The 12271-nt window shown below is 53.9% G+C and carries 13 protein-coding genes and 1 tRNA gene; 8 read left to right on the top strand and 6 right to left on the bottom strand.

Features of this window, described 5'->3' with window-relative positions:
• Window positions 1–18 precede the first annotated feature (18 nt).
• Window positions 19–774 carry a hydroxyacylglutathione hydrolase gene (gloB, locus tag J1782_RS05610; RefSeq protein WP_152324682.1) on the bottom strand — a complete coding sequence of 252 codons (756 nt, stop codon included), beginning with the start codon at window positions 772–774 and terminating at the stop codon, window positions 19–21.
• A gap of 43 nt (window positions 775–817) precedes the next feature.
• Here gloB and J1782_RS05605 point away from each other — a divergent pair, with 43 nt between their 5' ends.
• Window positions 818–1543 (top strand): methyltransferase domain-containing protein, encoded by a 726-nt coding sequence (locus tag J1782_RS05605; protein WP_152324681.1) that lies wholly within the window; start codon window positions 818–820, stop codon window positions 1541–1543.
• A gap of 21 nt (window positions 1544–1564) precedes the next feature.
• On the opposite strand, the gene rnhA is transcribed toward J1782_RS05605, so the two are convergent.
• Window positions 1565–2032, bottom strand: a complete 468-nt coding sequence (rnhA, locus tag J1782_RS05600; protein ID WP_101079833.1) for a ribonuclease HI — start codon at window positions 2030–2032, stop codon at window positions 1565–1567.
• A gap of 271 nt (window positions 2033–2303) precedes the next feature.
• Here rnhA and aguB point away from each other — a divergent pair, with 271 nt between their 5' ends.
• The 4 genes from aguB (at window position 2304) to J1782_RS05580 (ending at window position 5383) form a co-directional block, all read left to right on the top strand.
• Window positions 2304–3188 carry an N-carbamoylputrescine amidase gene (gene aguB / locus J1782_RS05595; RefSeq protein WP_152324680.1) on the top strand — a complete coding sequence of 295 codons (885 nt, stop codon included), beginning with the start codon at window positions 2304–2306 and terminating at the stop codon, window positions 3186–3188.
• 3 nt (window positions 3189–3191) lie between these two features.
• Window positions 3192–4277, top strand: coding sequence for an agmatine deiminase (gene aguA, locus J1782_RS05590; protein WP_217152618.1), 1086 nt, complete (start codon window positions 3192–3194; stop codon window positions 4275–4277).
• Between the two features lie 152 nt (window positions 4278–4429).
• Entirely contained in the window at window positions 4430–5167 is a 738-nt protein-coding gene (gene dnaQ, locus J1782_RS05585) for a DNA polymerase III subunit epsilon (protein ID WP_152324678.1), read from the top strand.
• Window positions 5168–5306: 139 nt separating this feature from the next.
• Window positions 5307–5383, top strand: a tRNA-Asp gene (locus J1782_RS05580).
• An 80-nt stretch (window positions 5384–5463) separates the two neighbouring features.
• Here J1782_RS05580 and J1782_RS05575 read toward each other — a convergent pair.
• Window positions 5464–6966: an NCS1 family nucleobase:cation symporter-1 gene (locus J1782_RS05575; protein ID WP_152324677.1), complete on the bottom strand. Its 1503-nt coding sequence runs from the start codon at window positions 6964–6966 to the stop codon at window positions 5464–5466.
• 176 nt (window positions 6967–7142) lie between these two features.
• Between J1782_RS05575 and J1782_RS05570 the strand changes: the two genes are divergently transcribed.
• The 3 genes from J1782_RS05570 to puuE are packed head-to-tail and all read left to right on the top strand — an operon-like array spanning window position 7143 to window position 9566.
• Window positions 7143–7877 (top strand): GntR family transcriptional regulator, encoded by a 735-nt coding sequence (locus J1782_RS05570; protein WP_165058620.1) that lies wholly within the window; start codon window positions 7143–7145, stop codon window positions 7875–7877.
• Window positions 7877–8635: an aspartate/glutamate racemase family protein gene (locus J1782_RS05565; RefSeq protein ID WP_152324675.1), complete on the top strand. Its 759-nt coding sequence runs from the start codon at window positions 7877–7879 to the stop codon at window positions 8633–8635. The genes J1782_RS05570 and J1782_RS05565 overlap by 1 nt, the downstream gene beginning before the upstream one ends.
• Window positions 8628–9566, top strand: a complete 939-nt coding sequence (gene puuE, locus J1782_RS05560; protein WP_152324674.1) for an allantoinase PuuE — start codon at window positions 8628–8630, stop codon at window positions 9564–9566. The genes J1782_RS05565 and puuE overlap by 8 nt, the downstream gene beginning before the upstream one ends.
• 661 nt (window positions 9567–10227) lie before the next feature.
• Here puuE and hpxZ read toward each other — a convergent pair.
• The 3 genes from hpxZ to hpxX are packed head-to-tail and all read right to left on the bottom strand — an operon-like array spanning window position 10228 to window position 12257.
• Window positions 10228–10611 (bottom strand): oxalurate catabolism protein HpxZ, encoded by a 384-nt coding sequence (gene hpxZ, locus J1782_RS05555; RefSeq protein WP_152324673.1) that lies wholly within the window; start codon window positions 10609–10611, stop codon window positions 10228–10230.
• Between the two features lie 51 nt (window positions 10612–10662).
• Window positions 10663–12066 (bottom strand): AtzE family amidohydrolase, encoded by a 1404-nt coding sequence (locus tag J1782_RS05550; RefSeq protein ID WP_217152617.1) that lies wholly within the window; start codon window positions 12064–12066, stop codon window positions 10663–10665.
• Window positions 12063–12257: an oxalurate catabolism protein HpxX gene (hpxX, locus tag J1782_RS05545; RefSeq protein WP_165058612.1), complete on the bottom strand. Its 195-nt coding sequence runs from the start codon at window positions 12255–12257 to the stop codon at window positions 12063–12065. Before hpxX ends, J1782_RS05550 begins: the two co-directional genes overlap by 4 nt.
• Window positions 12258–12271: the final 14 nt, after the last annotated feature.

Genomic DNA, 12271 nt, shown 5'->3' with positions numbered 1-12271 from the left:
AAAACACAACCTTTGGGTCTAAAAGCTGTCCTTGAGTGCCCTTAAATGGGCGAAAACCTGTGAGCCTGTCTTTAAGGGATCGTTAAGGTTTAATTTGTTTTGTAAATCAACATCATCGCAGCGTAAAAAGACGTTAATTTTACGCTCAAGACCCAGGGTTGAAGGCAGGGAAGATTGTCCCTTTTCCCGCATTTGTTGCACTTTGTGCTCATGAGAATGAATATCATGATCCTCAGGTAAAATAGAGCGTGCAAACTTAAGATTTGAGAGAGTGTACTCGTGCGCCGCACAGACTAATGTTTCGTCAGGGAGCGCCGCTAACCGTTGAAACGACTGGTACATTTGCTCCGGCGTTCCTTCGAACAGACGGCCACAACCGGCGGAAAACATCGTGTCTCCGCAGAAAAGATAAGGTGCGCTATAGTATGAAATGTGACCAAGCGTGTGGCCGGGCGTAGCAAAGATCTGCCATTCCAGACCGCCAATTACCAATTTATCGCCGTTTTTAAGACTAATCTGACTAAATTTGTTCTCAGTTTCGTGAGGTCCGTACACTTTCAGACCCGGAAAATGGCCGGAAATTTCATTTACGCCGCCCACATGGTCGTGATGATGATGCGTCAGAAGGATGGCTGTAGGCGTTAAATTCGCCATTTTCAGTGCGGCTAAAACAGGCGCCGCTTCGCCGGGATCCACAATCAGACAATGGCCTTTCTGGTCATCGAGCATCCAAATGTAATTGTCCTGCAGGGCAGGAATACTGATAAGATTCATGGCAACCTCTCTTTGGCAACTGCTTGAAAGAAGATAATAAAATATGCGACCAGCCCGCGCCCGTAAGACCATTGTTGCACCGGCATCCTGGGAAGATATTCCCTGCGGCGACTATTACCGTGCCGCGCTTGAGCAACAACTGCAACCCTGGTGGGGAAAACTCTATGGTTTTCACCTGCTGAAAATCGGCGCATTAAGTGCCGAAATCAACGCGGAAGCGTGTCCTATCTCGCATCAGGTCAATTTCGCACCGGAAGGCGAAGGGCTGCATGTCAGGGGCGAACCCTACTATTTACCGTTCTCCGCGAAATCGGTCGATGCCTGTCTGCTGAGCCATACGCTGGCGTATGCTGATGACCCGCACCGCATACTGCGTGAAGTTGACCGCGTGCTGATTGATGACGGCTGGATGGTGCTGAGCAGCTTTAATCCGCTGAGTCTGTTAGGTATCGGGAAACTGATGCCGTTCTTTCGCAAACGTCAGCCCTACAGCAGCCGTCTGTTTACACAGATGCGGCTGCTCGACTGGCTGTCGTTGCTCAATTACGAAGTGATGGTTCACCGGCGTTTTCATGTGCTGCCGTGGAAAAAGAATGGCGGCAAATTGCTGAGCACGCATCTGCCTGCGCTGGGCTGCATGACGTTAATTATCGCCCGCAAACGCACGTTCCCGCTGACGCCTACGGCGAAAAAAGTTCACGCGCAGAAACAGAAAATACAGCAGGCCGTCGGGGCGACAAAAAGCTATCGGGAAGAGCATCGGGATTGAGTGTGCCCGATGCGCGTCTGTTTAACTCTCTGCCTGATAACCCACATCTTCCAGCGTCGGATTGCCCGCCGCTTCTTTTGCCAGCACGTCGCAGCGTTCGTTCTCAGGATGACCTGCATGGCCTTTTACCCACATCCAGTTCAGCTGGTGAGTCTGAATTGCGGCATCAAGACGCTTCCATAAATCGACGTTTTTCACCGGTTTTTTATCCGCAGTTTTCCAGCCACGTTTTTTCCAGTTATGGATCCAGGTGGTAATGCCCTGGCGCACATACTGACTGTCGGTGCTTAACGTGACTTCGCACGGTGTGGAAAGGGCTTCGAGCGCAACAATGGCCGCCATCATTTCCATGCGGTTATTCGTGGTCAGGCGGAAACCCGCGCTGAACTCTTTTTCGTGTTGCTTATAGCGTAAAATTGCACCGAAACCGCCGGGGCCGGGGTTGCCGAGGCAGGAGCCGTCGGTGAAAATTTCTACCTGTTTGGTCATCTCTGGCAGGCTCTTTCATCAAATATAAAAACCAAGTCTGACATAAACCATCCTGCCGGGCACAGTAATATCTTGGGGTGCAACTGTCTGAAAGCGGGGTACTGAGGTACCTTTGTAACAGGTTTGACCGTCACTAATGACTCTTTTGGCTGGAGAGCGCTGTCTTTTGCAATATAATAGGAAAAGGCAGAGTGGCAGTTCAAAACTCTGAGTGAGTTCCGTCTTTCATGGTTTTTTCACTGCAAATTTTTCAATGCTTTAAGGATGTCTGATGAGAAATGTAACGGTTTCTGCAACACAAATGAGCTGCAGCTGGGATTTGGAAAAGAATATTGTTAATGCCGAAAAACTGGTTCGCGAGGCACATTCCAAGGGCGCGCAAGTCATTCTGATTCAGGAACTTTTTGCCGCACCGTACTTCTGTATCGATCAGAGCCCGGAACACTACGGCCTGGCGCAGGAACTGACTAACAGTCCGCTCATCCGTCATTTCTCAGCACTCGCCAAAGAACTGGAAGTGGTGCTGCCGCTGAGCTTCTTCGAGAAGTGCAACAACGCTTATTACAACTCGCTGGTCATGATTGATGCTGACGGCAGCGTGCTGGATGTTTACCGTAAAACACACATTCCGAACGGCCCTGCCTATCAGGAAAAACAATTCTTCATTCCCGGCGATACCGGTTTCAAAGTCTGGAATACGCGTTACGCGAAAATCGGCGTAGGGATCTGCTGGGATCAATGGTTCCCGGAAACCGCACGTTGCCTGGCCTTGCAGGGCGCGGAAATCATCTTCTATCCGACGGCGATTGGTTCAGAGCCAGCGTATCCGGAAATCGACAGCCAGCCACACTGGACCCGCGTTCAGCAAGGCCACGCAGCGGCAAACCTGGTGCCGGTGATTGCGTCGAACCGCATCGGTACGGAAAAGAGTAAATTCATTCCTGATTACGAAATGACCTTCTACGGTTCTTCATTCATTGCGGATCAGACCGGCGAACTGGTAGCTCAGGCCGGTAAAACAGAAGAAACCGTGCTGGTTCATACTTTTGATCTGGATGCGATTGCCGCGCAGCGCGCGTCATGGGGCCTGTTCCGCGACCGTCGTCCTGAAATGTATGGCGCTATCGCCACATCCGACGGTTCAACAAGGAAATAACTGATGTCTTCAATTGATATCAATCCTCAGGCTGAAGGTTTTGCGATGCCCGCTGAATGGGCACCGCAGCAGGCTGTCTGGATGATCTGGCCTTACCGTCAGGACAACTGGCGTTCAAACGGACGCCCTGCGCAACAGGCTTTTTCTGCCGTTGCGGCGGCTATTTCCAGCACCACGCCGGTCATTATGGCTGTCCCTGCTGCGGAAATGGAGAAGGCCCGTGGCCTGATGCCTTCGCAAATTACGCTGGTGGAAATGGAAAGTGACGACGCCTGGATGCGCGACACCGGCCCGACCATTGTGGCCAATGCAAAAGGTGAGCGTCTGGCGATCGACTGGACGTTTAATGCGTGGGGCGGTCTTAATGGCGGCCTGTATTCCAGCTGGGATCGTGACCAGCTCGTTGCCCGTCAGGTGGCGAACTATCATCACATACCTTACCTTTCCACAAGTCTGGTACTTGAGGGAGGTTCAATCCATGTCGATGGCGAAGGTACGCTGCTGACCACGGCGGAATGCCTGCTTAATCCCAACCGCAATCCGGATCTTTCGAAGTCAGAAATTGAAGCGAAATTGCAGGAATATCTGGGCGTTAAGAAAATCATCTGGCTTGAAGAAGGCGTGTTCAACGATGAAACCGACGGTCACATTGATAACATGTGCTGCTTTGTTCGTCCGGGTGAAGTAGCGCTCCACTGGACTGACGATCAGAACGACCCGCAGTACGCGCGTTCTGTTGCCGCTCTGAAAGTGCTGGAATCGACGAAAGATGCGCAGGGGCGCAGCCTGAAAGTCTGGAAAATGCCGTCGCCGCCGATGCTGTTTGCCAGCGCGGAAGAGACCATTGACGTGTTGCCGGGAACGGCGATTGAACGCCACGAAGGTAACCGCCTGGCGGCGTCTTACGTCAACTATCTCATCAGCAACCGGCACATTATCTTCCCGCTGCTGGATCCGCAAACGGATAAACAAGCCGAAGCGGTATTCGCTGAAATGTACCCTGATTTCAAAGTGACCGGCGTTCCGGCCCGCGAAATCCTGCTGGGCGGTGGCAACATTCACTGCATCACTCAGCAAATCCCCGCGTAAGATAAAATGCCCGTAGCGCGATGCTGCGGGCTCATCAACTTCTCCGGCGAAATGACTTGAGCCTCCACCTGATGGTATTCTGTGACGCATTCACGATATCTCTATCGTCCGGGTTTCGTTTCAAAATGATCGGCAGGGTTGGGTAAATAACCATGGATTTACAAAACACATCTAACAGGATCGTCGTTCTCGATACCGAAACCACCGGTATGAACAAACTCGGCGTCCATTACGAAGGGCACCGGATTATCGAAATCGGTGCTGTTGAAGTAATTAACCGCCGTCTGACAGGGCGCAATTTCCACGTTTATCTCAAACCCGATCGTCTGGTCGACCCTGAAGCTTTCGGCGTTCATGGGATCAGTGACGAATTCCTGGCCGACAAACCGGTGTTTGCCGACATCGCCGACGATTTTATCGAATACATTCGCGGTGCAGAATTAGTCATTCATAACGCAACGTTCGACATCGGCTTTATGGATTACGAGTTCGGCATGCTTGGCCGTAATCTGCCGAAAACCGAAACCTTCTGCAAAATCACCGACAGTCTGGCGATGGCGCGAAAGCTGTTTCCCGGCAAGCGTAACAACCTCGATGCGCTGAGCGATCGCTACCTGATCGACAACAGCAAACGAACGCTGCACGGCGCATTGCTCGACTCCGAAATTCTTTCAGAAGTTTATCTGATGATGACCGGCGGGCAGACCAGTATCAAATTCACTCACGAAGGTGAGCAGAATACCGGGGCAGACGGGTTGGGGATCCAGCGCGTGGCGCGTCCGGTGTCCGGGTTGAAAGTCATTACGGCTTCAGAGCAGGAGCTGGCGTGGCATGAAGAACGGTTAGATTTAGTGGTGAAAAAGGGCGGCAGCTGTTTATGGCGTTCGTGATGCGTATTTTCTGCAATTTGTATTGAAAATATCCGGTGTGTGGAAAAACTGTGCAGTCGGTAGAAAATATCAGGAAAAGCATTGACGTAATGGCGGGTATTCCTTAATATCCGCCTCGTTCTTAACCAGAACAAAACGCGGAGCGGTAGTTCAGTTGGTTAGAATACCTGCCTGTCACGCAGGGGGTCGCGGGTTCGAGCCCCGTCCGTTCCGCCACTATTCAGAAGCCCTGAGTGAGAAATCACTCAGGGCTTCGTCGTTTCAGCCTTCCTGGCTTTTTTCCCTGTTACAACGATTTATTCCACTTCTGTTTTCATATAGCCCATTGCGTTACCTGTCGCGCGGTCATGACGGGCGATATAGCGATAAAAACCGCCCGCCAGAAATGCTCCGATGAACCAGCTGAAATTCGCCACCTGATGCAGGCTCGGCGTAAAGCTGATGACCAGACCAATCAGCACCGCAGGCACCAGCGCGCCGATGGCTTTCGGGTTGAACCCGTTGCGGTACCAGTAACGGCCGGAAGGGGAGGCGTTAAAAAGCGCATCGACATCCATATGACCGCGTTTGATCAGGTAATAATCCGCCAGCAGAATGCCAAACAGCGGCCCGATGAATGCCCCGAGAACATCGAGCGTGTAGTGGATCAGCTCCGGTGACTGGAACAGGTTCCACGGTGTCAGTAAAACAGAGCCGACGGCGGCAATCATCCCACCGGTACGGAAACTGATTTTCTGCGGCGAACAGTTAGAGAAATCGAACGCCGGTGATACGAAGTTCGCCACAATATTGATACCAATCGTCGCGATGATCATGGTCAGTAGCCCGAGTGCCACGGCTACGCTGTTACCCACGCGGCTGACCGTTTCAATCGGGTCAGTAATCATCTGGCCAAACAGGGATTGTGTACCGGAAACAATCACCACGGTCACAATCGAGAACAGCAGGAAGTTAAACGGCAGGCCCCAGCGGTTACCGCGACGGATTTCGCTCATGCTTTTGCCGTAACGTGAAAAGTCACCGAAGTTGAGCAGCGGGCCGGAGAAATACGAGACGACCAGCGCCGTGGCGGTCAGCATTTCCCAGCCCTGCTGGCCGACCGTCAGCGTTTTTGTCGACAGTGTGAAAGAGATATTGCTCAGCCCGGTTTTATACAAAATCCATCCGGCCAGCATCAGCATCACGACGTACACCGCCGGGCCCGCCACGTCGATAAAGCGCTTAATTGCGCTCATGCCGTGCCAGAACACCATCGCCTGCAATACCCACATAATGCCGAAGCAAATCCATCCCAGCGCAGATAAGCCCAGCCAGTGCGGCACGGTCAGCGGCGTCAGGGACGGGAAGAATTTCAGCAGCACCAGCATTAACGCGCTGGCCGCCAGATAGGTCTGAATGCCATACCACGCAAACGCGATCAGCCCGCGGATCACTGCCGGAATATTCGCCCCGAACACGCCAAATGCCTGACGGCAAATCACCGCGTATGGCACGCCAGCCTGCTGGCTCGGCTTCGCCACCAGGTTGGCACAAATCTGCACGATACAAATCCCGCACAATAAACACAGCAGCACCTGCCAGCTGGTCAGCCCGAGCGTGAAGAAACTCGCTGCGACCACATAGCCGCCCATACTGTGTACGTCGGACATCCAGAAAGAAAAAATGTTGTACCAGCTCCAGTTTTGGTCACGAGTGGGAGCTAAATCATCATTACACAGCCGCGGGCTGTAATAAGGTTTGATGATCCCGGCGCCTTGTTCGGATGACGCCGTGGCGGAGGTGATTTCCTGATTTGGCATAAATCGTGCTCCTGTCATTAACAACATGTAAAAGTCGGAAGCCGGTGACCGGCTGCCCAAAGGTGAAAAGCAGTCACAGGAGCACTGCACGAATCAGGCCATATTTCATTTTTGTATACAAAAAATAATTTTCATGTATACGATTAATCTATCGAACGGTATACGGAGTAACGGCAATGACCAGTTGGAGCGGGCTGAATACGGCCTATTTTACCGAGGATAAGGACGACCACATTTACAACGCGCTGGTGAAATCGATTGTTGAACACCAGCTTTTGCCGGGCAGTAAATTGCCGGAAGAAGCGCTGGCTGAAGTTTTTTCTGTCAGCCGGACGGGCATCCGGCGCGTGTTGCAGCGCCTTGCCGCAGTGCAACTGGTCACGCTATTGCCCAAGCGTGGTGCGCATGTCACCACGCCGGACGCAGAGGAATCCCGCGACGTTTTCACCACCCGAAAAATTCTTGAATGCGCCAACCTGCCGCTGGTGATCGCGCATTGCCAGTCCACGCATCTGGTGGCGCTGAAAAAACTCGTACAGGAAGAAAAGCGCGCCCACGACGAACGTAATGGCCCGGCCGCAATCCGGCTTTCTGCTGCTTTCCACGTCCAGCTTCAGGCGATTTCCGGCAACAAAGTGCTGACCGAATCGGTTTCTCAGCTCACGCTGCGTTCTTCACTGGCGATTGCCGCCTGGGGCGCGCCGTGGCAACAGGGCTGCCGGTGTCATGATCACGATGATTTACTGGAACTGATGAAAAAGCGGGACGTTGCCGGGCTGACGCAAAGCATGTCGCATCACTTCGACAGCATCGTTTCCAGCCTGCGTTTTGAGCAAAATAAAGGGCAGGTACCTGATTTCGCGAATATCTTTTCCTCTCATCTTCTGGTCGCCGGAAAGGAGCCAGAGTGATGACAAAACCGCTTTGTATACAACTGATCAACCCGAACACCAGTCTGGCGATGACAGAAGTCATGGCGCAAACCGCGCGCTCTGTTGCCGCCGTGGATACACAAATTGTGGCGGTTTGTCCGCAGGAAGGCGCGCCGTCGATTGAAGGGCATTTTGATGAGGCGATTGCCACGCTCGGTGTTTTGCAGCAGGTGAAAGCCGGGCGCGAAGCCGGCGTGGACGGCCATATCATTGCCTGTTTTGGCGATCCCGGCTTACTGGCCGCGCGTGAGCTGGCGCGTGCGCCGGTCATCGGCATTGCCGAAGCGGCCATGCATCTGGCCACGATGCTGGCGACGCGTTTTTCCATCGTCACCACTTTGCCAAGAACCCTCACTATTGCCCGCCATTTACTGCATCAGTACGGTTTCGAGCGTCATTGCGCGGCGCTGCATGCGATCGATCTTCCTGTGCTTTCGCTCGAAGACGGCAGCGGGCTGGCTCAGCAGAAAGTGCGTGAACAATGCATCGCCGCGAAAAAATCGGATGGCAGCGGGGCGATTGTACTGGGCTGCGGCGGTATGGCCGATCTGGCGCAGGAACTGACGCTGGAGCTGAATATTCCGGTGATCGACGGCGTCAGTGCGGCGGTCAAAATGGTCGAGTCGCTGGCCGCACTTCGCCTGACCACCAGTAAGCACGGTGATCTGGATTATCCGCTGGAAAAACCCTTGTCTGGCCGCTTTGCCGGACTGAATCTGAGAGATAACCATGCCTGAATTCGATAACGGTTTTACTGAAAATTATCCGCGCGACCTGATTGGCTATGCCGGTCGTCCGCCACACGCAAACTGGCCGGGTAATGCCCGGATTGCGGTGCAGTTCGTCCTCAACTATGAGGAGGGCGCGGAAAATAACGTCCTGCACGGCGACGCCGGTTCGGAACAATTTCTCTCGGATATTATCGGCGCAGCCAGTTTTCCCGACCGTCATATGTCGATGGATTCACTGTATGAATACGGCTCACGCGCCGGTTTCTGGCGGATCCACAATGAATTCCAGAAGCGCGGCCTGCCGCTGACCGTTTTCGGTGTCGCGATGGCGCTCGCGCGTAACCCGGAAATCGTCAGCGCCATCAAAGCCGCGGATTACGACGTCGTGAGCCACGGCTGGCGCTGGATCCATTATCAGAACATGAGCAAAGCCGAAGAGGCGGAGCACATGCAAAAAGCCATCACCGTACTTCGCGACCTGTTCGGCAAAGCGCCATCCGGCTGGTACACCGGCCGCGACAGCCCGAACACCCGTCAGCTGGTCGCCGAATCAGGCGGATTCCAGTACGACAGCGATTACTACGGCGATGATCTGCCGTTCTGGACGCCGGTAAAACTGGAAAATGGCGAAACGAAACAGCATCTGGTGATCCCGTACACGCTGGAAACCAACGACATGCGGTTTGCCTCCCCGCAGGGTTTCAATACCGGCGAGCAGTTCTTTACCTATCTCAAAGATACGTTTGACGTGTTGTACGAAGAAGGCGAAACGTCACCCAAAATGATGTCGGTCGGGATGCATTGCCGGATCCTCGGTCGCCCCGGGAGATTTCGCGCTTTACAGCGGTTTCTCGATTACATCGGGTCACACGAGAAGGTATGGGTGTGTAAGCGGCAGGACATTGCCGACCATTGGGTTAAACATTTCGGTGTTTAATCTCGAAATTCAAATTCAAATTCAAATTTAAAATCAAATTCAAAACCTTGGGCTCGCCGCCCAAACTGGCCCAGAGGACGCGTAAGCGCGCGCCCTCTGGACTCCCGCGCTTTTTCACTGCGCGCTTCGCTCGCTGGCCATGTTTCAGTTACCTCTGTGACAGGCTGGAAATCTTGCCGCTGCGCGGTGCCTTCATTTCGGGATTGCAGCCTCAGGTCTGCAACCTCTCATTCAGCAAGATTTCTGAATCGCCCGCACGATCTTAAATTCAAATTCAAATTCAAATTCAAATTCAAATTCAAATTCAAATTCAAGTTGGAGTTTAAGTCGCTCTGTTTTTAAAGAGTTAATTGGCGCGATTAAAAATTTTGCTGAACGGAGCGGCTTCGAGACCAGAGGCTCGAAGACCGAGAGAAGGAACCGCGAAGCGGCAATATTTTGCGCCACTCACTGATCTACCGGAACATGGCCGTCGTACCCGCTGAGCGCGCAGTTAAAAGACGGGGGAGATCCAAGAGGGGCCCGTCCTGGCCCCTTTTGGGCGGTTTCGGCGCAGCGCGAAAAGTGATCGCTATTATTGAGAAACCGAAATTGTCACCGGTCAGTTTCCCCTTCGCAGGGGAGGAGAAAATTTCCAAAGCTGAACCGCCCAATGGTTCGGTCAAACCATCAGACTCACATGGGCGGCCACAATCTTCCATCCGCTCGCCATTTTCACCCATGTCTGCTGCTGACGCCCGATTTTGTCCGTGCCTTCACGGCGAAACTCCGTGCTGGCGACGGCCATGTCATCACCAAATGTGGTGATGGTCGTATTGACCAGTTCCCTGTCTAACCCTTGCGCCGATCGCGCTGAGCGAAATGCCCGGATGGCTTCGATGCCGTAAAGATTTTCTCCCGCGCCAAAGCGCACGGTGCGCGGGTCGTGCCAGAACAGTTCGTCGAGGACGGCGGTATCGTTGGTGATCAGCGCCTGTTCATAGCGATAAAAGGCCGCATTCATTTCGGCAAGGATCGCCGGGCGGTCGATATGTTCAGTTTTCATGATTTCGTCTCTTACTCTTTTGCTTCACCCTGGAAAACGGGATGCAGGTTGTTACGCGGGCATCACCGGAGAACTGCTGACTTTCACTATGCCCTGAAGTTCGAGCGCCCGTGCTGCACGCAGACACAGGTCTTCGCGCCACGGCGGCGCAATCAGTTGTAATCCTATTGGCAGGCCGGTCGATGTCGTGACCGGCACCGTCACTACCGGTAAACCGAGGAACGAAATTGGCTGCGTCAGCATACCCATATTGGCACGTGTCGGCAGATCCTGACCGTTAATTCTGATGGTGTCCTGACCAATCAGCGTTGCCGGGCATGGCGTGGCAGGGGCAATCAGAATGTCCCAGTGATCAAACAGGGGCAAGATTTGTTCCTGAAAATGCTGACGAAAACGCTGTGCCTGCACGTACCATGCCGCCGGGATCATCGCGCCGGCCAGTAAACGCTCGCGCGATAACGGTTCAAACTGTTGCGGGATACTGCGCAGTTTTGGCAAATACTGATTGCCGCCTTCAGAAGCACTGATGATAAATGCCGCTGAACGCGCCAGTTCGGCCTGCGGCATTTCAACTTCTTCCTGCGCTTCAAGAGCCTGAGCAATCTGGCGCACGGCAGCTTTAGCGTGGTCGTCGCACCAGGTAGCAAAATAGCCGCCCAGCACCGCAGTGCGCAAACCCTGCTGGCCGCGTCCGAGCTGAGAAAAAGTGGCAGTCACGGGTTTATCTGCCTGGAAGTGATCTTGAGAGTCTGTGCCCTGAATCGCGTCATAGACCTGCGACAGATCCTCGCTGCACCTCGCCATCGGACCGATGTGATCAAGACTGGCGACAAACTGCTGGCTGCCGCGGCGGGAGATCCGTCCGAAGGTCGGTTTCAGGCCGAGAATACCGCTCAATGATGCAGGCACGCGAATGGATCCGTTGGTGTCGCTGCCGAGTGTGAAATGCACCAGACCGGCAGCGACGGCAGCGGCAGAACCGCCGGACGATCCTCCGGCGACGCGTGCCAGATCACGCGGGTTACGGGTGGCACCATAATGGCTGTTTTCGGTGGTGAAACCGTAGGCGTAAGCATCCATGTTCAGCATGCCGGAAAGTATTGCGCCCTGTGCGGCGAGGCGTGAAACGGTCCAGGCATCATGACGTGCGGCGGCGTTGCTGCTGTTGAGGCTCGCGCCCGCCAGCGTGACTTCACCGGCGACGTCCAGCAGGTTTTTCACCGCATAAGGAATGCCTGCCAGCGGTGCCAGTGCGGTTCCGCTGGCGCGGGTTTTATCCACTTTAGCGGCCTCACTCAGCATGCGTTCGCGGGTGATATGCGTATACGCGTTGATGACCGGATTGGCCTGTTCAACGGCGTCCAGCGTGGCGCTGGCAATTTCTGTGGCTGAGATTTCACCCTGCGTAATGGCCTGATGAAGCTGATTAATCGTGAAATTATCAAACGATTTCATGCTCTGTACACCCCGGCGATTTCCAGTCGCGAATCGAGCGGTAAATCCATCAGCGGTTGCGCCATTTGCGCGATACGGCTGAACTGCACCAGCAGTTCCTGACGGCGTACATCGTCGAGTTCCAGCGCCAGTACGGACTCCATCTGGCGGATGTAAGCGGCCCAGTCTGTGGCCGCAGGAGTATTTTTCATGATCAGTTCCTCAG

This window comes from Rahnella sp. BCC 1045 (assembly GCF_019049615.1).
In the GTDB taxonomy this organism is placed as follows: domain Bacteria; phylum Pseudomonadota; class Gammaproteobacteria; order Enterobacterales; family Enterobacteriaceae; genus Rahnella; species Rahnella contaminans.
Note: the sequence above shows the minus strand (reverse complement) of the source record. Positions and strands in the feature narration are given on the sequence as shown.